The 21,598-nt window shown below is 62.3% G+C and carries 17 protein-coding genes; 10 read left to right on the top strand and 7 right to left on the bottom strand.

The features are described from left to right. The first annotated feature begins 233 nt into the window (after positions 1-233). Together ACQ5BM_RS28690 and ACQ5BM_RS28685 are read left to right on the top strand one after the other, a co-directional pair. On the top strand, positions 234-3,884 hold the full coding sequence (locus tag ACQ5BM_RS28690; RefSeq protein WP_429818616.1) for a FecR domain-containing protein: 3,651 nt from the start codon (positions 234-236) through the stop codon (positions 3,882-3,884). A 17-nt stretch (positions 3,885-3,901) separates the two neighbouring features. Beyond that, positions 3,902-5,890 (top strand): CHASE2 domain-containing protein, encoded by a 1,989-nt coding sequence (locus ACQ5BM_RS28685; protein WP_429818614.1) that lies wholly within the window; start codon positions 3,902-3,904, stop codon positions 5,888-5,890. Between the two features lie 8 nt (positions 5,891-5,898). Here ACQ5BM_RS28685 and ACQ5BM_RS28680 read toward each other — a convergent pair whose 3' ends face one another. The 6 genes from ACQ5BM_RS28680 to ACQ5BM_RS28655 all read right to left on the bottom strand — a co-directional run bounded on the left by ACQ5BM_RS28680 (position 5,899) and on the right by ACQ5BM_RS28655 (position 12,296). Continuing rightward, positions 5,899-6,615, bottom strand: a complete 717-nt coding sequence (locus ACQ5BM_RS28680; protein WP_429818613.1) for an ABC transporter ATP-binding protein — start codon at positions 6,613-6,615, stop codon at positions 5,899-5,901. Beyond that, positions 6,596-7,360, bottom strand: a complete 765-nt coding sequence (locus ACQ5BM_RS28675) for an ABC transporter ATP-binding protein (RefSeq protein ID WP_429818610.1) — start codon at positions 7,358-7,360, stop codon at positions 6,596-6,598. Before ACQ5BM_RS28675 ends, ACQ5BM_RS28680 begins: the two co-directional genes overlap by 20 nt. After that, positions 7,360-8,364, bottom strand: coding sequence for a branched-chain amino acid ABC transporter permease (locus tag ACQ5BM_RS28670; protein ID WP_429818608.1), 1,005 nt, complete (start codon positions 8,362-8,364; stop codon positions 7,360-7,362). The genes ACQ5BM_RS28675 and ACQ5BM_RS28670 overlap by 1 nt, the downstream gene beginning before the upstream one ends. After that, on the bottom strand, positions 8,361-9,227 hold the full coding sequence (locus ACQ5BM_RS28665) for a branched-chain amino acid ABC transporter permease (protein ID WP_429818606.1): 867 nt from the start codon (positions 9,225-9,227) through the stop codon (positions 8,361-8,363). Before ACQ5BM_RS28665 ends, ACQ5BM_RS28670 begins: the two co-directional genes overlap by 4 nt. A 183-nt stretch (positions 9,228-9,410) precedes the next feature. Then, complete coding sequence (locus ACQ5BM_RS28660; protein ID WP_429818604.1) at positions 9,411-10,583, bottom strand: ABC transporter substrate-binding protein; 1,173 nt, start codon at positions 10,581-10,583, stop codon at positions 9,411-9,413. Positions 10,584-10,985: 402 nt separating this feature from the next. Next, positions 10,986-12,296 (bottom strand): aspartate aminotransferase family protein, encoded by a 1,311-nt coding sequence (locus tag ACQ5BM_RS28655; RefSeq protein WP_429818602.1) that lies wholly within the window; start codon positions 12,294-12,296, stop codon positions 10,986-10,988. A gap of 97 nt (positions 12,297-12,393) precedes the next feature. On the opposite strand from ACQ5BM_RS28655, the gene ACQ5BM_RS28650 reads away from it, so the two are divergent. Both ACQ5BM_RS28650 and ACQ5BM_RS28645 read left to right on the top strand, forming a co-directional pair. Beyond that, positions 12,394-13,242, top strand: a complete 849-nt coding sequence (locus tag ACQ5BM_RS28650) for a LysR family transcriptional regulator (protein ID WP_429818687.1) — start codon at positions 12,394-12,396, stop codon at positions 13,240-13,242. A gap of 159 nt (positions 13,243-13,401) precedes the next feature. Then, positions 13,402-14,886: an MFS transporter gene (locus ACQ5BM_RS28645; RefSeq protein WP_429818600.1), complete on the top strand. Its 1,485-nt coding sequence runs from the start codon at positions 13,402-13,404 to the stop codon at positions 14,884-14,886. 197 nt (positions 14,887-15,083) lie between these two features. Here ACQ5BM_RS28645 and ACQ5BM_RS28640 read toward each other — a convergent pair whose 3' ends face one another. Then, positions 15,084-16,070 carry a cyclase family protein gene (locus ACQ5BM_RS28640; RefSeq protein ID WP_429818598.1) on the bottom strand — a complete coding sequence of 329 codons (987 nt, stop codon included), beginning with the start codon at positions 16,068-16,070 and terminating at the stop codon, positions 15,084-15,086. A gap of 115 nt (positions 16,071-16,185) precedes the next feature. On the opposite strand from ACQ5BM_RS28640, the gene ACQ5BM_RS28635 reads away from it, so the two are divergent. The 6 genes from ACQ5BM_RS28635 (at position 16,186) to ACQ5BM_RS28610 (ending at position 21,481) form a co-directional block, all read left to right on the top strand. Then, positions 16,186-17,082 (top strand): LysR family transcriptional regulator, encoded by an 897-nt coding sequence (locus ACQ5BM_RS28635; protein WP_429818596.1) that lies wholly within the window; start codon positions 16,186-16,188, stop codon positions 17,080-17,082. Between the two features lie 179 nt (positions 17,083-17,261). After that, positions 17,262-18,056 (top strand): DUF899 domain-containing protein, encoded by a 795-nt coding sequence (locus ACQ5BM_RS28630; protein WP_429818594.1) that lies wholly within the window; start codon positions 17,262-17,264, stop codon positions 18,054-18,056. Continuing rightward, a complete protein-coding gene (locus ACQ5BM_RS28625) occupies positions 18,053-18,322 on the top strand; it encodes a hypothetical protein (protein ID WP_429818592.1) in 270 nt (89 codons plus the stop codon). The genes ACQ5BM_RS28630 and ACQ5BM_RS28625 overlap by 4 nt, the downstream gene beginning before the upstream one ends. Before the next feature lie 297 nt (positions 18,323-18,619). Beyond that, a complete protein-coding gene (locus ACQ5BM_RS28620; protein WP_429818590.1) occupies positions 18,620-18,976 on the top strand; it encodes a hypothetical protein in 357 nt (118 codons plus the stop codon). Positions 18,977-19,131: 155 nt separating this feature from the next. After that, positions 19,132-19,452 carry a FliM/FliN family flagellar motor switch protein gene (locus ACQ5BM_RS28615; RefSeq protein ID WP_429818588.1) on the top strand — a complete coding sequence of 107 codons (321 nt, stop codon included), beginning with the start codon at positions 19,132-19,134 and terminating at the stop codon, positions 19,450-19,452. A gap of 262 nt (positions 19,453-19,714) precedes the next feature. Next, the gene (locus ACQ5BM_RS28610; protein WP_429818586.1) at positions 19,715-21,481 is read left to right on the top strand and encodes a peptidoglycan D,D-transpeptidase FtsI family protein; all 1,767 of its coding nucleotides are present in this window, start codon (positions 19,715-19,717) and stop codon (positions 21,479-21,481) included. Positions 21,482-21,598 lie beyond the last annotated feature (117 nt).

Below are 21,598 nucleotides of genomic sequence, written 5' to 3'. Positions count from 1 at the left end.
CGCCCACGCGAAGGTTGCGTTTTAGACAAGTTCACAGTGCTACCTAGGCGGTCGCCGACGAAACTGCGCACCCTGCTGGCTTGCGCCTTCCCGAGCGTTACGCGCCGCACGGCTCAACCTGTTTCCGGAATAAGACACACAGCTTGGAAAACAATTGCGAATATTCGAACGCTATTGACTTTGACTCACTCGAAATTCACTGAATCCACTGTGGGGTGGAGACGGGAAATAAGATGGGGCGGCAAAGACTTCGAGTACTGCTTGCGACAGCGGCGATACTCTGTCCAAGCATGGTATTCGCGGAACCGGTTAAGCGAACGCCGCCCGTTGCCGGATCGGTAATCGCCCGCAAATCGGGCGAGGAAGTTCGTTTTGTCGACGTCTCGAACTGGCGCTTCGTCGACCTCGCCCAGGATCTGCTTTCTGGCGACGTGCTGCGCACCAATGCAACCGGGGCTCTCGCGGTTCTCTTCTCCGACCACACGCAAATCCGGCTCGGCCGCAACACGGCGCTGCGCGTCAAGCGCATGGGAGCGGGCGGCGACACGAACCTCGAACTGCAGTCGGGCACGATCTGGGCGCGCGCGGAACGCGGCGGCCAGGGTCTCGAAATCGACACGCCTGCGGCAACAGCCGCCATTCGCGGCACGGACTGGACGTTGACCGTCGCCGGCGACACGACCTCACTGACCGTTCTCGAAGGTGTCGTGGAGCTTAAGAACGCCTATGGTAGCGTGACGGTAAAGCAGGGCGAAGGTGCCGTGGCCGCTATCGGCAAAGCGCCAACCAAAATCGTGATCGTCACGCCGAAGGACCGCGAGCAGATGCTGTTCCATCTGTCGCTCCGTGATGCTTTCGCCTTGATGCCGCCGACGCCGCTCAAGGTGCGTGACATGCGCCGTGAGCGCGAGCGGATCGAAGCGCAGCCGGAATCCTCCCGCTCGACCGAAGACTGGCTGACGATCGCCGAAATATACCTGCGGTTCGACGGACGGACGAAGGCGTCAGCGGCACTGGAACAGGCACGGCGGCTCGGCCTCAATCGATCGCAAAACGCGCGCGCAGATCTCATCGAAGCGCTCATTGCCGGTTCCGAGAACCGATATAGCGATGCGGCGCGGCTCTTTGAAAAGGCGGCCCCTGGACTCGATGCCAAGCGCCGCTCGGTCGCCGCCTACGGCGGCTATTTCGCCCGCGCCCTGGCAGATCCGGATCGTATCGAGGAGCCGCCATCTCAGGCGGCGGGGGCCTATGGGGCTTTTGCCGCCGCCTGGACCGCGGGGTTCCGCACCGACATTCGCGCGGCGATTGAAACGATCAAGAAAGCGGAACGGCAATATCCGGACGACCCGTTCCTTCCGGCAGCGCGCGCGCAATTTGCCATGTTGCTCGACGATCGCGACGAAATCCGCGACGGCATCGAAAAGGCTCTTGCGAACGATCCCGACGATCCAACCGCGCTTGAGTCTCGCGCCAAGTATCGTTTGCTCATTGAAAATGATCGGCGCGGTGCGCTTGCGGATCTTGAGCGCGCTGTCGAAATCACGCCGGGCGACCCATCCATCTGGAACTGGATAGGCCTGGCCAAGAGCGATCGGGGCGACAATCGCGGCGCCGAAAGAGCGTTCAAGAAGGCAATCGAACTTGATCCGGCAGACCCACTCTACCACGCCAATCTCTCGATCCTCTACCTCGACGAAAACCGGATGACGGAGGCGAAGGCTGAGATCGACGCCGCGCTCGCCGCCGACCCGTCCTTTGACATCACCCTGGTCGCCCGCGGGCGCTACCACATGCAGACCGGCGAACTGGACAAGGCCTTGAACGACCTGCTCGCCGGCTCGACCGCCAATCCCGCCTATTCCAATGCCCAATTGCTGCTGGCAGGCGCCTACTACGAGAAAGGCGACCGCATCCCCGCCGCGCAGGCGCTCGACAATGCCGATCGCCTCGATCAGAACGATCCGGTCATCATGCAGATGCGAACCGCCATTGCGATCGACGAGTACGATTCCGATGCTGCAATCCGCTATGCGCAGGAACTGATGCGACGAACCCGGGCGCGCGGTGGCGAAAGTGCGCCGCTTGGCGCCAACCAGGACGCCGGCTCGACACTCAACGATGCCTTCCGCCTTCAGGGGCTGAATGCCTGGGGCCAATATTACGGCGATGTGGTCTTCGATCCATTCACGGGATCGAGCTATGTCGACCAGGCGGTGCGCGGCAGCGTCAATCCGCTGTTCAATGACTACGATTTCGACGGCAGCCCGGTCGTCAACACCGCCAACCCGCAAAGCTTCTCCGCCTTCTTTCAAGGCTTGCTGATCGAACCCCATATGCTGGCGAGCCGCGAGCGCACGGCGAACATCGTCCAACGACCGTTCTTCGAGGCAGCGCTTGGCGGCGGCATCATCACCGACGACGATCACACCGGCTGGATCGGCGAAGCGGAGGTGCGCGGGCTCACCTTCTCGCCGTTCCCGATCAGCGTCTTTGGCAACCTCCATTGGGAGGAGCCACGCGATACGGTGGACCTTGGTCAGGGCCTGGCGATCGAGCGCGAGACACGCCTTCTCGGCGGCAACGGCTACCTGACGGCATCGCCCACGCCGGACGACAGGGTTGTGGCCTACGCCAACTATGCCGATTTTGATGATGTCCGAAGCATTTTTGACTTTCCGGGTCCGCGCGCGGTACCTTTTGATGGGATCAATGACGACAGCTCGTCACGGCTGCTATCGGGCGTGGCCTGGAGCCATACGTTCGGCTACCGCAACATAGCCAACGCCGCTTTCTTCTTCTCAGACCGAAACATCGTCGAAAACGAGCGAGTTCGGTTCTCGGACGCGACTTTTCCCGACCTTGCCACCAGTCGAAGCGAGGACGAACAGCGGACCTATATCGCTGCCATCAATCACCTCTATGGTGATGGTGATTTCACCTGGCGGTACGGGATCGAAGGCGGTGTGGTCAGATCGTCGAGCACGCTCGGTATCTTCGATCCGCTCGGGATGAGTAGCGGCAACATCAACAATCCCCTGATCGCATCCGCCTCGACATCCGCGACGCAGACGGTCGGCAAGGCCTATCTCGACACGATCTACGAAATCACGCCGGACCTGAAGGCGGAAGGCGCGCTGTTTGCCCGCTACATCGAGGATGTCAACGACGGCGATATCCGCCTGGAGCCAAAACTCGGCATCGCCTGGGCGCCAGCAGAAGGCCATTGGCTGCGGGCGGCCGCGATGCGCGATGGCTTGAATTTCGATGTTGCTACCCTTGCCCCGATCGGCGTCGTGGCCCTGCAGCCAAACCAGCTTCGCTTCGGCGCGGAAGGCTACGCCGACACACTGGCATTCCGCTGGGACGCGGAATGGAACAACTGGCTGTTCACGGCGCTCGATTATCAGCATCAGGACGTGCGCGAACTCTCCCTCAATGTCCCGCTCTCCACAATCAACCTGGACTACACCAAGGTCGAGCTCGATCGGGTGGCTGCGACGGCAAACTTTGCGATCGGCCACGGCTTCGGTCTTTCCTTGACGGCGGCCCATACGGAGGCCGACGTCAAGGAGCACACCGCCAACCAATTGGACGAACTTCTCTTCGTGCCGGAAAACACCGGCCAGGTAGCGCTGACCTGGGTCAACACCGCCAACGTCAAGGCGACGATCGCTGCAAACTACATTGGCTCGCGGCCGGCAGGCGGGACGACGCTCGACGACTTCTGGACGCTCGACGCATCGCTGCAATGGGAACCATTCGACAAGCAGATCGAAGTCGACCTCGCGGCCTTCAATCTGCTTGACGAAGACTTCGAGCTCAGAAGCGGCATTCCCGGCTGGGGGCCGACGTTCAAGGGCACGGTCAAGGTACGGTTCTGATCAAGGAGCACGTCGCCGTGCAGGCATCGGGCGGCCGATACGGACAGTTGGATTCGCGTGGCTTCGCACTGCGACGGCTGAAGCTTCTGGGGCTTGCCGCCTTCGTCAGCATCGCGCTTTCGCTTGCGACCCTGACCAATGCCTGGCTGCTCAACGAATTGCGCAGCTTCGACTATCTGTCGACCGTCGGCACGCCGCCGCTGCCCGACAACAGCCCCGTCGTCGTTGCCATCGACGAGCCATCGATGGCCGAGATCGGCCGGCAGTGGCCATGGCCACGTGCCCTCCACGCCCGTCTCATCAAGGCGCTGCGCAAGGCCGGTGCCCGCGCGATCGGAATGGACGTCATTTTTGCCGAGCCGTCTGCCGATCCGGCGCATGATGATGAGCTGGAAAATGCGCTTGGTACCGACGTCGTCCTCGCTGGAGACCAGACGCTGGTGGAAGCACCACAGGCCGATCAGTTCGTGCGCACCGAGCCGCTTGCCCGCTTCACCGCCAAGGGTGCCATAACCGGCATTGCCTCGGTCAATCTTGGCGGCGACGGCACGCTACGCTCGATCCCCGATTATCCGGACGGTTTTGCCGCCGCTCTCGCCGGGATCGCCGGCACGCGCAGGCAACCTCCCCCGACGGATGCGCTCATCCAGGTCTTCGGACCGGCGCGGACCTATCCGACTGTTTCCTATTACCAGGCGCTCGATCCCGACAATTTCCTGCCCGAGGGCACCTTTCGCGATCGTGTCGTGCTCGTCGGCCTCAGCTTGCAGAATGCACCTTCGATTGCCGATGGAGGCGCGGATGCTTTTGCAACGTCCGATACCGTCCATTCGAACAAGCTCGTTTCCGGCGTCGAGATGCAGGCAACGATCTACGACAATCTTGCGCACGACCTCTTCATCCAGCGGGCTCCGCGACCCGTTGTGATTGCGGCGATCGCATTTGCGGCGATCCTGGCCGCTTTCGCCGTGCTCAGAACCACGGGGTGGCGCACGCTCGGTTACGCCACTGTCGCACTCAGTCTCATTGTTCTTTCAAGCTACGCGACGATGCGCCTCGGCCATGTCTTCCTCTCGCCTCTCGGCCCGGGGCTCGCCTTCCTTGCGGTGGCCGCCGGCCAGGCCGGGCTTGACTATGCCGACGAACGTCGACGGCGCCGCGAAATCACCCGGGCGTTTCAGCAGTACCTATCCCCTGCCCTTGTCGAACGACTGGCCAAGGACCCGTCGCATCTGAAGCTCGGCGGCGAGCGACGCACGCTTTCGATTCTCTTCTGCGACATCCGCGGCTTCACCACCATTGCCGAAGAAATGAAGGACGATCCGGAGCGATTGACGACGCTCGTCAACCGATTGCTGACGCCGCTGTCGGATGCGGTGCTGAAGCAGGGCGGTACTATCGATAAATATATCGGCGACTGCCTCATGGCCTTCTGGAATGCGCCGCTCGACGACCCCGACCATGCGGTTCATGCGGTGCGTGCAGCGCTCGACATGCTTGCGGCGCTTGCACGGGTCAACGAGGAGCTGGAGGCCGAGGCGAAGCGGGAGCGCGGGCCCGCGCAGACGCTGCGGATCGGCATCGGCATCAACACCGGCGAGTGCGTCGTCGGCAACATGGGCTCGCATCAGCGCTTCGACTACTCCGCCCTTGGCGATGCGGTCAATCTCGCCTCGCGTCTCGAAGGAGCATCCAAGAATTACGGTATCTCGCTGCTCCTTGGCGAGGAGACCGCACGTCTCGTGGAGAAGACCTTCCCGATCGCGGAACTGGACCGCATCACCGTCAAGGGACGCAGCACCGTATCGCCGGTCTTCACCGTCGCCGTCGGTGCCAAGAAGGAAGCGCTCGAGCGCCACCGGTCTTTCGTGCAAGCCAAGTATGACGGCGTGCTTCAGGCGCATGACGTGGTCTTCGACCAATTGCAAAAGGCCCTGCCGCCACTTGCGCGCTACTACGAGCGTGAGCGCAGCCGTCTCGATCCGACCCGGCACGAACCGGGTTGAACCCAGGCTCAATGCAAGCCGCCGACTCCCAGCAGCCGCTCGACTGCGCCGTGGTCCTTGATGAGCGCGTCAGGTGTTCCTGTCCAGGCGATGCGGCCGCGCTCGAGCACGATCACCTGATCGGCAAAGTCGAGCGCGCTCTGGATGCGTTGTTCGACCAGCAGGATGGTCATGTCGCCGGTCTTTGCCAGTTCGGCGAAGGCCTTCATCAGTTCCTCGCAGATAACCGGCGCCAGGCCCTCCAGCGGTTCGTCGAGAAGCAGGATCGAAGGTCGCCCGAGGATCGAGCGCGCCGTCGACAGCATCTGCTGCTCGCCGCCGGATAGCTGATTGCCGAGATTGCGTCGCCGTTCATGGAGACGCGGGAACATGTCGTAGGCTTCCTGGATTGCGCTCTTGGGACGGCTCTTGAGCCCGACGAAAAGGTTCTCCTCGACGGTCAGTGTCGGAAAGACGCAACGCGCCTGAGGCACGAAACCAAGCCCCTGCATGGCGCGCGCGGCACTCGGCAGCGGCGTCACGTCCGTGCCCCCCATGCGGATGCGCCCGTCATATCGCCGCGTCTGGCCGGCAAGAGTGGCAAGCAGTGTCGTCTTGCCCATGCCGTTGCGGCCAAGAACGGCGAGGCGGGCGCCTGCCGGAACGGCGAAGGAAACACCTTCGAGCACGCGCGTCGGGCCATAGCCCGCGGACAGGTTTTCGACCTCAAGCGGCGTGGCTGGCATTGGCATAGCTCCCCAGGTAGGCTTCCCGTACACGTGGATCCTTCGTCACTTCCGACGGCGACCCGTCGAAGATGATCGCTCCGGCGGCCAGCACGACGACGCGCTTGGCGAAGCGGAAGACGAGGTCCATGTCGTGCTCGATCATCAACACAGCGAGATCATCAGGCAGATCGGCCAGCGCCTGCTCGATGCGGCCGGTATCACTCTGCGGCACGCCGGCGGCGGGCTCATCGAGCAGCAGCACCTTCGGTTTCAGCGCCAGTGCGACGGCAATCTCCAACAGACGCTGCTGGCCATAGGCGATCTCGCTCACCTTGCGGTGCATCAACTCCTTGAGGCCGAGCTTGGCGAGCAGTTCCTGGACCTCGGTCATGACATCGGACATGCCCAGAAAATTGCCGAAGAGGCGGCCAGCGCGGCCGCTTCGTTGCAGCACGGCCAGAGCAACATGCTCGGCCGGCGTCATGTCGGCAAAGAGGCGGGTCACCTGGAACGAGCGGACGAGCCCCCGCCGCACGCGGCCGATCGCATCGACGCCGGTCACGGCTTCGCCACCGATGCGCACCTCGCCGGAGTCAGGCCGGAGGTTGCCGGAGACCAGGTTGACGAAGGTGGTCTTGCCGGCGCCGTTCGGGCCGATCAGCGCCACCCGGTCTCCCGGCACCATGCTGAGGCTGACATCGTTGGTGACCGCAAGCCCGCCAAAGGCGCGCTTCAAGTTGCGGACTTCAAAGATCGGCTGCATCACTTGGCCTCCCGGCGGCGGGTAACGAAACTGGCGACGCTACCGTAGATGCCCCTCGGCGCGAACAGCACGACGGCGATCAACAGCGCCCCGACCATCGTCAGCCAATGAAAGGGGTTTGCCGCCGACACGACGTCCTCGAAGAACATGAAGACGACCGTCCCCGTCAGCGCGCCGAAAAGCGAGCCAGTACCGCCGAGCACCAGCATGACAAGGCTTTCGGCCGACATCGTGAAGGAAAGGCTGTCGAGACCGACGACCTGGGTCGTGATCGCGTTCAGCGCGCCGCCGACGCCGGCAACGGCACCGGATATGACATACATCTTCATCAGCGCGATCTTCGGCGAGGCACCCATGGAGCGGATGCGGATCGGATCTTCCTTGATGCCGCGGCACAGCATGCCGAAAGGCGAGCGCACGATCAGCCGCAACAAAACGAAGACGATCGCGAGCAACGCAACGCCAAAGACGTAAGCTGTGCGTCCCCATAGGTCGAACTCGTAGAGACCGAGGAGCGCCGTCGGTGCGATCCCGGAAAGGCCGTCGCTGCCACCGGTCCAGGACGATGCCTTGTTGGCGAGCTCATGAAAGAGATGGATGAGCGCGATCGACAGCACCAGTTGTGGCAAACCGTGGGCGCGCAGGATGACGACACCGCAGACGAGCCCGGCCACCGCGCCAGCCACAATACCAAACGCCAGCATGGCGAGCGGATCGTTGATGCCGTAATGAGCCGAGGCGATGCCAGCGGCATAGGCGCCGGCGCCGAAGAGGGCGGCGTGACCGAGCGTCGCAACACCGCAATAGCCGGTGACGAGATCGAGCGACAGCACCAGAAGAGCTACCGCAATGATCCGGGTCAGAAGCGCCAGATTGTTGGGAAAGAGGAAATAGCCGATCACCGCGACCAGCAGGATGACGCCCAGGCCGATGAGGTCTCCACCGCCGAAGCGCCGGCGCACGGGCGATGCCGCAATCAGGTCGTTCGTCGTCGTCATGGTCATCCCTTGGCCCTCCCGGCGAGCCCGCGCGGAAAGACGCAGATGATCGCGATCACCGCCAGGTAGAAGAAGAACTCGCCGAATTCCGGCATAAGATAGCGGCCGGTCGTATCAATCGCGCCGAGCAGCAGGCAGGCGATGAGAGCACCGGGGATAGAGCCGGCACCGCCGACAGAGACGACGACGAGGAAGGTAACCATGTAGCGCAGCGCATAATAGGGTTCGACCGGAAGCAACTCGGCGCCAACGACGCCACCGAAAGCGGCGAGCCCAACGGCAACCGCAAAGCTCACGGCATAGACGATCTCCGTGCGCACCCCGAGTGCGGCGGCCATCGCCGCATTGTCGACCGAGGCGCGCAGCTTCACGCCAAAGGCAGTCTTTTCGATCGCGTACCAGAGACCGGCGGCGACCGCGAGGCCGCAAAGGATCGCGAAAATGCGGTGCGTGGCGATCGCTCGGAAGCCAAGGTCGACCGATCCCTGCAATTCGCTTGGCAGCGGCACGGTCTTCAGCGTCGGACCGAAAACGTAGTTGGCGATACCAATGATGCAGAAGGTGATGCCGATGGTCATCAGCACCTGCGTCAATTCCGGCGCGCCGTAAATCCGCCGGTAGAGCAGCCTTTCGATCGGAACTGCGATAGCGATGGTGCCAAAGATCGCAAGGAGGATGGCGAAGCCATAGGCAAGGCCGAGATCGCGCGCCGCATAGGAGGCGATGTAGCCGCCGATCATGGCAAAGGCGCCATGCGCCAGGTTGACCACCCGCATGAGGCCCATTGTGACCGAAAGACCGATGGAGATGACGAAGAGCACCATGCCATAGGCAAGGGCATCGATCGCAATGCTGAGGACGGTTTGCATGGGGCTATCCGTTGCCCTTTCTTCCAGGTTTTTGCCGTGCCGGATTCGGGACGCACTATATGCGCGCAGCGCCATTCCTGCACCAGCGCCTGTGACGTCGCGGTGTACGCGGCTCCGCTCACGGGCGCAGCCGATCGGCGCGTCATCGGTGTCGGCGGGCGCTAGGCGCCCGCCCCAACCTGCCTACTTCAGCGCAGCGAGACCGGGGTCGCCCTGCTTCTCGAAGGTCTGGATTTCCTTGTTATAGTAGGTGCCGTCATCGGCCTTGGCGACTTCGCGCAGATAGATGTTCTGGGTGATGTGGCGCGATTCCGGATCGATTGTGACCGGGCCGCGCGGGCTCGTCCAGGAGAGGCCCTTGACCGCCTCGACCGCCTTGGCCGCGTCCTGCTCGCCACCGGTCGCCTCGATCATCTTGTAGATCACGTGCATGCCGTCATAGGCGCCTACAGCCGGAAAGGAGAGCTCGGCTGGGTTGCCGATCGCCTTGCCGGCCGCTTCGACGAAGGCCTTGTTCTCCGGGGAGTCATGCGAGACCGCGTAGTGGAAGGTCGTCTGGATGCCGAGCGCTGCCTCGCCGAGGGCCGGCAGGTCGGATTCCTGCGTCAGATCGCCGGGGGCAAAGAACTTGATACCGCCGTCCTTCAGGCCGTTCTCCTTGAAGGCCTTGACGAAACCGAGCGTCGTCGGGCCGGACGGCAGGAAGGCGAAAACGCCCTCGGCACCGGAATCCTTGATGCGCTGCATGATCGGCGAGAAATCATTGGTCGCGAGCGGCATGCGGATCGCCTCGACCACCTGGCCGCCCGCCGCCTCGAACCCTGCCTTGAAGGCGTTCTCGGCATCGACGCCCGGGCCGTAATCGCTGACGACGGAGATCACCTTGGAAACACCGGCGTCCTTGGCGACCTTGGCGATCGGCGTGGAGGTCTGCCAGGTGGTGAAGGAGGTGCGCACGACGAGTGGGCTCTTGGTGACGATCGCGGAGGTCGCCGCATTCATGATGACGAGCGGCACGTTCGCCTGGGTAAGGAGCGGCGTTACCGCCATGGCATCCGGCGTGAAGTAGAAGCCGGCAAGATATTGCACGCCTTCCTTCACCACCAGTTCTTGCGCCAGCGCCTTGGACTGGGCGGGATCGGCTTGCGGCACGTCGCGATAGATGATCTCGATATCGTCGTCGCCGACCTTGCTGCCGTTCAGCGCCATATAGGCGTCGATGCCGGCCTTGAAATTCTTGCCCTGAAGCGCGAACGGACCGGAGAATGGCCCGACGACGCCGATCTTGATCGTGTCGGCATAGGCCGCGCCGCTCATAGCCAAAGCCGCGACCGCAGCCAGAATCATCCGTTTCATGTTTCCTCCCTGAGATGCCGATCGCTCCCGAACCGGCATCGTCCTCGCAAACCCCGTTGATTTGATAGGCATCAACTTGCCACGCCAAACGGTGATGTAAAAATGAAATATGGGGCCAAAATCATAATCGGGAAGTTATGCATCCGGAAGAATTGGACCCAACCATCGAAGCGTATTTAACGGCGATGCGCGCCGCGTCAACGACAACAGAATGACGGCGGGCAGCTCTCGATCGCGCGAGTCCAAGCGTCACGTCGCGCCATCGCGCAGCATGCCTCCGGGAAACGCGGCAAGCGGCCCTCAAGTTGATGGCAAAAGATCTTCGACATATCGGCTTGATCCGTCTGCCAACCTGTCGACGCGGATCGACGCTCGCCATGCGAGGCGAACGCGTAGGCGTCTTCAGCCGGCACGCATCGCAGCGTCGATCGAAGCAGACAGGATCTCCAGTCCGAGATCGATCTCGCGGTCTGCAACCGTCAGCGGCGGGGCAATGCGAAAGACGCCTCCCATTCCCGGAAGCTTGACGATGTTCATGCTGAGACCGCGCCGCATCGCCTCCTCCATGACCTTGGCACCCAGCTCGAAGCCCGGAGCCTTGGTCTGCCGATCGGCGACGACTTCGAGCCCGAGAAGAAGGCCGCGTCCCCTGATATCGCCGACACATTCGAACCTCTGTTGCAGCGACAGGAGACCGTCGCGCAGCCGCGCGCCGCGCTCGATCGCCTGTTCGACCAAGCCATCACGTTCGACCACGTCGAGCACGGTCACGCCGACCGCCGCCGGCAGGGGATCCGAGACATGGGTGGTATAGAAGAGGAAGCCCCTTTCATGGGCCTTTTGCTCGATTTCCGCCGTCGTCATGACGGCGGCAAGCGGCAGCCCAGCGCCCAAAGTCTTCGACAGCGTGAGAATATCCGGCCTCACCCCATCGCGCTGGAAGGCAAACATGTGCCCGGTCCGGCCGACCCCCGTCTGGGCTTCGTCGAGGATGAGAAGCATGCCCCGTTCCTCGCATTTGCGCTTGAGCGCGGCGAGGTAGCCCGGCGGAAGCTCAAGGATCCCCCCACTCGAAAGGATCGGTTCGGCGATGAACGCCGCGAGGCTGCCCGTCGACTGCCGGTCGATCAGCGAGAAGGCGTCGTCGAGTTCCGTCTTCCAATCATTGCTGCCATCCGGGTGGGTGAACCGCGGCCGATAGGCGTTGGGCGCCGGTATCACGAACGAGCCTGCGGCGGCCGGACCATAACCCTTTCGGCCGGCGCTGTAGGTGGCCGAGGCGGCGGCTCCCGTCATCCCGTGCCAGCTCTGCGCGAAGGCAACGACCTCGTGCCCGCCGGTCACCAGCTTCGCCATGCGAATGGCCGCCTCGTTCGATTCGGCGCCCGTCGTCAGAAGCTGAACCCGGTCGAGCCCCGGTGCAAGCGCGGCAAGGCGCGTGGCGAGTTCGACGACGGGCCTCGACAGCATGCCGCTGAAGAGATGGGCGACCGTCCGCATTTGCCGGTCGACGGTCGCAACGATGTCAGGGTGTGTGTGACCGAGGACACCGCTCATCTGACCGGAGGTGAAGTCCAGGACGGCACGACCGTCCGCATCATAGACGAAGCTTCCTTCCGCTCGCTCCACGATGATCGCCTCGAAGCCAGACCCGTAGCGCGTGAGGTGTTTGTTGGCGGAGGTCCAGAACGCAGGGTCGGAATTCAGGGACATCAGATTGCTCCTCATTGGCGGTTCTAAATGGCTAACGGGCGTTGCCGCTTCAGGCAAATTGATAGTGTTCCGTTCTGATATCGGATATTTTGATATCATGAGGAATCTCGACCTTGCCTTGCTTCGAAACTTCACCGTCATCGCGCGGACGGGGTCGATCAGCCTTGCCTCCCAGCAGGTCGGGCGGACCCAATCGACGCTCAGCATGCAGATGCAGCGGCTCGAGGATTTTCTCGAACAGGCCCTCTTCCATCGCACCGGATCGGGCGTGCGGCTGACCGTGGCCGGTGAAAAGTTGCTGGCGCATGCCGAACGTCTTCTCGCCAAACATGATGAGATCCTGGGGGAGATGGAAGGCAAGGGCCTCAAAGGCTCCGTCACCCTGGGCTGTCCGGAAGATTACTCGATCGCTTTTCTTCCAGGGATCATCGAGAGCTTTCTCGAGCGGCACCCGGACGTCGAATTGCGCATGATCTGCGCCCCAACCACGGAACTGCGTCCAATGTTGCTGCGGCGCCAAATCGACCTGGCGCTCGTCTCCATCGCCGACAGTTCAAACAGCGAAGTCATTCGAACGGAAGACTTCGTATGGGTCGGCAAGGCTGCGGAACCGGACATCCTGAACCGCGCGGCTCTTCCCCTGGCATTGTCTGCCCCGACGACGCTCGACTATCGGGCAGCCTGCGACGCCATGGAGGCGATCAATCGCCGGTACCGCGTCGCCTTTGCGAGCAACCGCCTTGCCGGCCTCATCGCGTTTGCCCGTTCCGGCCATGCGATCAGCGTCCTGACGAGAACCGCCGTCCCCTCCGATCTGCACATCATTTCAACCGGGCTGCCGAAGCTCCCTGCGATCGGCATCGCGCTCGAATTTGCCGAACCCCGCCCATCATCCGTGGTAAAAGCGCTCGCGGACCACGTACGGGTAGTATTGCCCGCCATTTGAACGTGCCGCGGTCGATAATCTTGGCCAGTTGATCGCACGCGGCATGAGAGCATCGCTGGTTCTTGCGCAGATACGATCGCTCGCACGGTTGACTATCGTGTGTCCAACCTCTCTGAATGCCTCCCGGCAAAGTGGAAATGATTGCATCGGATCGCCTGCATGAATGAGATACGTCACCCGAATGAAACGGCCGCGACGGTTTCCGCCCTCTCTGAGCCGGAGAAGAACGTCATCATCGGGGGCGTGCTTCTTGCGATGCTTCTCGCCGCGCTCGACCAGACGATCGTGGCGCCGGCGATGCCGACAATCGGCAAAGCACTTGGACACAGCGACTATCTGCCATGGGTCGTGACGGCATATTTGTTGACCGCGACGGCCATGGCTCCCCTTTACGGCAAGATCTCCGATATCCACGGGCGACGCCCGACGATCTTCGCCGCCGTGATCATCTTCCTTGCGGGGTCGCTGATCAGCGCGCTGGCGCCGAACATGCTGACGCTGATCATCGGCCGCGCGGTCCAGGGCCTGGGCGGCGGCGGTCTCTTCGCCCTCTCGCAAACGGTGATTGGCGACCTCGTTCCGCCACGCGAGCGCGCCCGCTACGCCGCCTGGATATCCGGAACATGGGCGGTCGCAAGCATCGCCGGGCCGCTGCTGGGCGGCACTTTCGCCGAGTATCTCCACTGGTCGCTGATTTTCTGGATCAACATTCCGCTCGGCCTTGCGGCCTTGGCGATCATCAACAATCCATTGACGAAGCTGCCGATCACAACCCGAGCGCACCGGATCGATGGGGCTGGCGCCACATTGCTCGTCGCGGCAACGGCGCTTTTGTTGCTGGCGCTGAATTGGGGCGGCAGCCGTTACGCATGGTTGTCGCCGGCCATAGTCGGCTTGCTTGGGTGTTCGGCACTCCTTTGGGGCGCGTTCGCCTTGCGCCTTCGGCGCGTGACCGAGCCGCTGATCTCGCTGGAAGTGCTCGGCAATCCGATCGTGCGCTACGGAACTCTGGCGATGTTTCTGGCGCAGGGCGCCAATGTCGGCGTCTCAGTCTATCTCCCGGTCTATGCGCAGTCGTTCCATGGCCTCTCCGCCGATGGCTCGGGACTGATCATGCTCGGCCTGTTGCTGGGCACCGTGTTCGGAGCAACGACCAGCGCGCGGACGATACCGCGCCTTGCCCACTACAAAATGATGGCACTCGTCGGCAGCACCCTCAGCTTTCTCTGCCTGGCTACGCTCGCGGCTCTGGCCGGGCGAACATCCTTGTCGCTGCTAGTCCTGCTGACCTCGGGCGCGGGCTTTGGCTCGGGCATGACCTTTCCGGTTGCGACCATTTCCGTGCAGAACGCCGTCGATCAGGCGCATCTCGGTGTCGCCACCGGAGTCCTGACCTTCCTGCGATCGCTTGGCGGCGCTCTTGGCGTCGCGATACTTGGCGCCATCGCCCTCGGCAATGGCCTGCCGCTCGGCGGTGAGGCCATCCAAGCGATCAGCGCCACGGCCACCTCGGCAATGCCGTTCGCCTATATTTTCGCCGCCTGCGCCGCGGCGATGGTGATCTCGCTGGTGATGTTCCATCTCATGCCGGAGAAGCCACTGCGGGGCCGTGCCGAAGCGGAGACGCCGGCCGCCATCGACTAGTCGTAGAGCGCCCTCGAATTGCCCTTCGCGCAACCGATGTCGGTTCGGGCCACCGCATTCCAAGTCGCTGCCGTCCTTCGGGGCAGGCCCCATCGCGATCAGGATGACAAGCGAATGCGCCGCAGAAATATCGCGGCGTATTCGTCGTTTGATCGTTCGGCTGCTCTGATTTCAGCCAAGGCCGCTGAGGAACAGGCTTAGCGCAGCGGGAAAGCGACAGGGCGGATCGGTGCTGCATCGGCCCCGCGAAACTTGAGCGACGCGCCGACAAAAGCAAACTCGTAGATCCGGTCCTTCGACAGTTCTTCGAGATTGATGAGCTCGATGATCGGAGCGCCCTGTTGGGCCAACAGATAGGTGTGAACCGGAATGTAGTTGTCTTCGGTTTCGGCTGGAAACGCTTCGAAGCTCAAATTGTCGGCACCGACGACCATGGCGCCACCGTCTTCGACCAGGAACTTCGCCGCGTCGATGCTCAGCCCGGGGGGATTGCTCATATAGGCGGACTTGTCTTCGTAGTCCTGCATCCGCCCCGTGCGGATCAGCGCCACGTCGCCTTCCTGGAGCTTGACGCCCTGGCTATCAAGCGCCTCCTGCAGATCCCTGCGGGTGATGCGATAATTCTCCGGCAGCATCCGCATGCCCTTGGCTGCCGCGACATCGATCAAGACACCACGTGCGATGATCGGCGGCAATTTCTCCGCGCCGGTGACGGTCCAGCCCTGGTCTCCGAGGTGGTCGGCCGCCGCATAACCGTTCCAGATCTTGCCGTTCAGGCCGAAGTGATTCAGCGCATCGATATGCGTGCCCATATGCGCGTACATCGAAACGGCCGAACCGGAGTAGCTGACGTGCTGGTTCATCTCCTTGCCGACCTTCATCGGGTCCGAAACCGTCGTGCCGTGCGGCGTGTGGGTCATCCACATCTGGTATGGCGGATCGCCGGCCGCCTCCCAGCTCGGCATGCCGATGAAATACTCCACGGCAAGGTCGTAGGACTTGGCGCCTTCGATGCGCGACAGGATCGCAGCACGAGAGGCGGGCGTGATCAGATTGAGACGTCCGATCTCGTCCTTCGCCCCCCAGGGGCTTTTGCCGACGTCCTGCGCGAAGGCCGCACTCCCCAGCAATCCGGAGACGAGAAAGACTGCCACCGTGCGGCTGAGCGTTGCGATTTTGAACATGATGAACTCCTTCTTCTGCATTGCCTGAACATCAGGAAGCTGAGTTCACCTTATTGCTGGCCGCGTCGCGAATAATTCGCGATAAGGAGAATAGATATTTTACTCTGGAGAAATTATGGATCTGTTGGCGTCCATGCGCGCGTTTCGGCGCGTCGTCGAGCTCCAAAGCTTCAACAGAGCGGCCGAAGAGCTCGGACAGTCGAACGCGTCGATCAGCAAGCAGGTCCGGCAACTGGAGAAACGCCTCGGCACCGTGCTCATTCTGCGCACCACCCGGCGCATGAGCCTCTCGGAGACCGGGCGCAGCTACTTCACCGAATGCTGCAGGCTTCTCGACGAACTCGACCATCTGGAGCGTGCGACGTCGGGCGAGGCCGGCGAGATCAATGGCCGGCTACGGATCAACGCGCCTCTTTCCTTCGGACTGACGGTCCTCGCGCCGATGCTGGCCCGCTTCATGGCGCTGCATCCGCAGTTGAAGGTCGACATGACGCTCGACGATCATGTGCTTGACGTCGTTTCGGAGGGGTTCGATGTCTCGATCCGCGTGCGCGCCGCGCTTGCAGATTCATCCCTGATCGCCAAGCGGCTCGGCGAGGTCGAACAGATCATCTGCGCCGCGCCCGCCTATCTGTCGGCGAGGGGCACGCCAACAAGCACCAGCGATCTCAAGAACCACGATTGCCTCAGCTACCGACTCGCCGACCAGCCGGGAAGCTGGATCGTGGAAGGCCCCGACGGCGCGACGAGCATCGAACTGCCGGCCCGCTTCGTCGTCGACAACAGCCTGATGCTGAGCGAGATGATCCAGGCCGGCATCGGTCTCGGCGCCTTGCCATCCTTCATCGCCAACCCGCTGCTTTCCCACGGCAAGCTCGTACGGATCCTGCCGCAGCATAGGCTCGCTGAGCGCGGCATCTATGTCGTCTATCCAACCAATCGATTGCTGCTGCCGAAGGTAAAGGCTTTCACCGATTTCTTCGCCAGCGAGATTCGGCAGGCCAGGCTCTAGGACGGAAAGGTCGCCGGCGCACACGCCTCCATCGCGTCGCCCGATTTAATACCGTCACAGTTGTTACTCCCGACATTTGATCCGCGGTGCCAAAATACCCTCGATGACGCGCGATGACCTGCATCCCGGCACTCTTGCCGCACGAAGCAGGTTCGTCTCAAACGAGGAGATTGAAAGCCATGATCAAGACAGTCGAGAATGGGCAGGGGGCCGACCAGCCGGCCATGCAAAAGCCGGAGGTAGTCTCTCCGCAGGCCTGGGAAGCGGCACGCCAGAACCTGCTCGTAAAGGAGAAGGCCCATACACGCGCTCGCGACGCGCTCGCCGCCGAGCGCCGGCGCATGCCGTGGATGGCGGTCACGAAGGAATATGTCTTCGAAGGCCCGGAAGGCAAGGCGAGCCTCCTCGATCTCTTCGCCGGTCGGCACCAGTTGATCGTCTACCGCGCCTTTTATGAGCCGGGTGTCTATGGCTGGCCCGAGCACGCCTGTCGCGGTTGTTCGATGGTCGCGGATCAGGTTGCCCACCTTTCCCATCTCAACGCCCGTGACACTACCCTGGTCTTCGTTTCTCGGGCGCCGCAGGCGGATATCGCCAGGCTGAAGGCGCGCATGGGCTGGACGATGCCCTGGTACACCATCACCGACAATTTCGACCTCGATTTCGGCGTCGACGAGTGGCACGGACACAACGTGTTCTTCCGCGACGGCGACCGACTGTTCCGGACCTATTTCATCAACAACCGCGGCGACGAACAGATGGGCGGCACCTGGAACTATCTCGACATCACGCCGCTCGGCCGACAGGAGGTCTGGGAGGACTCTCCCGAAGGCTATCCCCAGACACCGACCTACAAGTGGTGGAACTGGAACGACAGCTACGTCGAAGGCGCCGCGCCCGATCGGCGCTGGGTCGAGGTCTCGGACGCCGGCGAGGCAGCGATGCGAACCCAGGACGCGAGCTCGGTGCGATGAGTGCCAGCCTCTCTGCCGGCGCGCGAGAACTCCACCGGATGGCAGCGCGGAGGGCGGCCGATGGGCTTGCCCTTGCGGCGTCGCCGACCTTCGCGCTCATGGCGCTTTCGACCGGCGCATGGGGCCACGACGTCGGGCAGATGTTATGCGTCGGCGAGCCGGGGCTGCAGATCGGCGGGATGACCATCATGTATCTCTTGATGAGCATCTTTCACCTAGCCCCATGGCTGCGGCTCCTTCGCGCCACCAAGCCCGAAGCAGCCTAAATCCGTCCGTTTGTCCGCCTGGCAATACACCATACCGGCCCTACTTGCAGGCGAAGTGGGGCCGGTTTTCGCGACACCCAAAAGATGTGGAAACGACCGGAACCATATGTCCCTGATATCGGTGAATGGGCATGCTGTTGATTCTGGGAGGACGTCATCTTCTCGGATTGAAGCAGGGAACGGTTCCACGAAGCAGATCCGGCCATCGACCTAGCAGCGGTGTCTGCAATGGCTGTCCGCAGATGCTGTGTGTGAACGGTTCCGATGGAAGATTTTGAACGAATCGGGAAAACGAACTTGAGTGTTGCCACACCTCAGCCAACGCCAACACGTTTCAAGCTGCGCCTGACGCCGTCACTGGTCGGCGCTCTCCTCTGCGCCGCCGCCCTTGCGTCGTCGCTATACTATTTCGTTGGCCCGCAAAGCGTTCCCGCGGAAATCGCCGCGATCGATCCGTCGGGGATGCCGGCAGATGCAGGCGCTTCCCCGAACGAACCGCCAAGCTTCGAGATCCTCTACAGCAACGGTGATCAGGGGCTGATGGTTTACGAAGGCTACGTCTACGTCGTGCGACTCGGCGACAAGTTGCCGAATGGCCGGCGCATGATCGGTTTCCAAAAACGGGACGGAAACTGGAACGCAGTGACGCTTTGAGGGCATCGTCCGGCCAGGCGTTGTGGATGTTAACCGTTTGTTAACGCTCGCCTGCGACGCAAGGAGAACCCCCATTTAGCCACGGTTGCCACCCAGGGCGAACTGGCGCAACTCTTTCTTAAAGAGTCGTGAATCAGTGCTTTGGATGGTGCAGAATGATTAACAAGAAGCTACAGGATGAGCTGGTCGAGCTCGATGAGAGCCCTGCGCTTGAGAGCCGGTCGGTGATGAGCGAGCGTGCGGTCCAAGGGATTCCCCTGGCGATCGAAGCCGTCATCGGGCGCGCCAGGCTGACGGTTTCCCAGATTTCAAAACTCCATCCTGACGACACGATCCATCTCGACCGCAATTTTGGCGAACCGGTCGAACTCAAGGTCAACGGCATGGTCATCGGCCGAGGCGAGATCGTCTATGACGAATCCAGCAACGCCGTCGGCATCAAGATCATCGAGACAACACCGATCGCGCGACGCTAGATCCCGCATCACGCGGTCCGCGCTGATGAGCCGTGGCCGTCTTGCTGATTGTTGACCCGATTTCCGCACGGCTTCGTCGATTGCCTGTGGAACAGCAACCAGAACGCGCAACAGTTAAGGGGTTGTTAGGACATACCGAACGATTTTAGCTCTGCAGGCAAAGCCTATCCTCTTTTAATTCCCGCCCGAGAACCTTCTTCCGTCTGCCGGCCGGCTGACTGGTCCTATGGTTTCGGGCGGCTTAGATCTGGATGCGTTCGGAATGACATTGACCTCTCTCGCCGTCCGGCTGAAAAGCCGCGCGCATTTTTCCCTGAAACGGAACGTCAGCGGCAAAAGCGGAGCGGTCGTCGGCAGCACCCTCGGCCGGAGAGCTCAGGCAAGGCAACGGCTTGGCATTATCATCGCCGGCTTTGCCGCGATCTTTCTGGTCACGCTCGGTCGCCTGATCCAGTACGGACTGGAAAAACCGCTCGATACGGCTTGGATCAACTACGCCAATCATGCCGTAGCCTCCCGCCCTGACATCGTCGACCGGCACGGCGAACTACTCGCGACAGATGTCACCATGGTGTCGCTCTATGCCGAGCCGCGAAAGATCATCGACGCAGACGAGGTCGTCGAGAAACTCGCGACCGTCATTCCTAATCTCGATTGGCGCGATACGCACCGGAAGCTTCGGTCCGGCACGGCCTTCCAATGGTTGCGACGGCAGCTCACGCCGCGCCAGCAGGCGGACATACTGGCGCTTGGCATTCCCGGCATCGGCTTCCGACCGGAAAAGCGGCGGTTTTATCCCGGCGGCCCGACGGCGTCTCATATTCTCGGCCACGTCAATGTCGACAATCAGGGCCTGCAGGGCATGGAGCGCTACATCGATCAGCAAGGACTTGCCGATCTCAGGGCGGCAGGATTGACCGGCAGCACCCCGCTCGAGCCGGTCAAGCTCTCGATCGACCTTCGTGTTCAGAGCATCGTGCGAGAAACGGTAGCGCGCGCCATGAGCGACTATCAGGCGGAAGCCGCCGGCGCCGTGGTCCTGGATGTGGCGACCGGAGAAGTCATCGCGATGGCTTCGGTGCCCGACTACGATCCGAACCAGCCTTCGCGGACGCTGCCGGACGGCAATGTCGACAAGGAATACGAGAAGGGCTGGTTCAACCGGATGAGCAATGCGACATTCGAAATGGGCTCGACGTTCAAGAGCTTCACCCTGGCGATGGGGATCGACGCCGGCAAGATCAGCCTCAACTCCGTGGTCGATGCATCGCGCCCGATCCGCATGGGCGGTTTCACCATCAGGGATTTTCGCGGGAAGTACCGCCCTTTGACCATCCCCGAGGTTTTTCAATACTCCTCTAACATCGGAACTGCCGCCGTTGCCGACATGGTCGGCATCGAAGGACATCAGGCCTTTCTCACCAAGCTTGGACTTCTTTCCAGGATGGAGACCGAACTGCCGGGCGTGGCAACGCCCACGCAGCCGCGGAGCTGGAAGAAGATCAATTCGGTGACCATTTCCTTCGGACACGGCGTTGCGACCACGCCGCTGCAAACAGCCGTTGCCGCGGCGGCCCTCCTGAACGGCGGCAACCTGATCTCCCCGACATTTCTTCCGAGATCCCCCGAGACGGCGAAGGCACTGGCCCAGCAAGTCCTGCAGCCCACGACGAGCGCCGACATGCGCTACCTTTACCACCGGAACGGCCTGGTAGGCTCCGGTCGCCACGCGCAGGTGCCCGGCTTCCAAGTCGGAGGAAAGACTGGTACCGCCGACAAGGTCATCAACGGTCGATACACCACAAACCTCAATTTCAACGCCTTTCTCGCCGGCTTCCCCATGAATAATCCGCGCTATATCGTCCTCTCGATCGTCGATGCGCCGCTGACCGGCGAGAGAGGTGGCCGTCAGGCGGCGCACACGGCGGCGCCCGTCGTGCGGGAGATCATCAGTCGAGCCGGTTCCTTCCTCGGCGTCCAGCCCCGCTTCGGACCCGAACACGAACCGCATCTGGTGGCGGACTTCTAGGCACGGCTTGCGGAAGGCGGGGAACATAAACCGGGAACGGGCACATCGCCGCACCAACCGCCCTTGGCTTCATGCCGCCGCAAGGCTATGTCCAAGTCTATCGACACGATCCGGTAC

This window comes from Ensifer sp. B1-9, assembly GCF_050474445.1.
Classification (GTDB): domain Bacteria; phylum Pseudomonadota; class Alphaproteobacteria; order Rhizobiales; family Rhizobiaceae; genus Ensifer.
The sequence above is the reverse complement of the archived record's forward strand: the minus strand, read 5'-3'. Positions and strand labels throughout refer to the sequence as shown.

Excerpts from the sequence above, each read along its gene's own strand:
- ACQ5BM_RS28690 (WP_429818616.1), top strand. The coding sequence starts at position 234 with ATGGGGCGGCAAAGACTTCGAGTACTGCTTGCGACAGCGGCGATACTC.
- ACQ5BM_RS28680 (WP_429818613.1), bottom strand. The coding sequence starts at position 6,615 with ATGCCAGCCACGCCGCTTGAGGTCGAAAACCTGTCCGCGGGCTATGGC.
- ACQ5BM_RS28675 (WP_429818610.1), bottom strand. The coding sequence starts at position 7,360 with ATGCAGCCGATCTTTGAAGTCCGCAACTTGAAGCGCGCCTTTGGCGGG.
- ACQ5BM_RS28670 (WP_429818608.1), bottom strand. The coding sequence starts at position 8,364 with ATGACCATGACGACGACGAACGACCTGATTGCGGCATCGCCCGTGCGC.
- ACQ5BM_RS28665 (WP_429818606.1), bottom strand. The coding sequence starts at position 9,227 with ATGCAAACCGTCCTCAGCATTGCGATCGATGCCCTTGCCTATGGCATG.
- ACQ5BM_RS28660 (WP_429818604.1), bottom strand. The coding sequence starts at position 10,583 with ATGAAACGGATGATTCTGGCTGCGGTCGCGGCTTTGGCTATGAGCGGC.
- ACQ5BM_RS28655 (WP_429818602.1), bottom strand. The coding sequence starts at position 12,296 with ATGTCCCTGAATTCCGACCCTGCGTTCTGGACCTCCGCCAACAAACAC.
- ACQ5BM_RS28650 (WP_429818687.1), top strand. The coding sequence starts at position 12,394 with ATGAGGAATCTCGACCTTGCCTTGCTTCGAAACTTCACCGTCATCGCG.
- ACQ5BM_RS28645 (WP_429818600.1), top strand. The coding sequence starts at position 13,402 with ATGAATGAGATACGTCACCCGAATGAAACGGCCGCGACGGTTTCCGCC.
- ACQ5BM_RS28640 (WP_429818598.1), bottom strand. The coding sequence starts at position 16,070 with ATGTTCAAAATCGCAACGCTCAGCCGCACGGTGGCAGTCTTTCTCGTC.
- ACQ5BM_RS28635 (WP_429818596.1), top strand. The coding sequence starts at position 16,186 with ATGGATCTGTTGGCGTCCATGCGCGCGTTTCGGCGCGTCGTCGAGCTC.
- ACQ5BM_RS28630 (WP_429818594.1), top strand. The coding sequence starts at position 17,262 with ATGATCAAGACAGTCGAGAATGGGCAGGGGGCCGACCAGCCGGCCATG.
- ACQ5BM_RS28625 (WP_429818592.1), top strand. The coding sequence starts at position 18,053 with ATGAGTGCCAGCCTCTCTGCCGGCGCGCGAGAACTCCACCGGATGGCA.
- ACQ5BM_RS28615 (WP_429818588.1), top strand. The coding sequence starts at position 19,132 with ATGATTAACAAGAAGCTACAGGATGAGCTGGTCGAGCTCGATGAGAGC.
- ACQ5BM_RS28610 (WP_429818586.1), top strand. The coding sequence starts at position 19,715 with ATGACATTGACCTCTCTCGCCGTCCGGCTGAAAAGCCGCGCGCATTTT.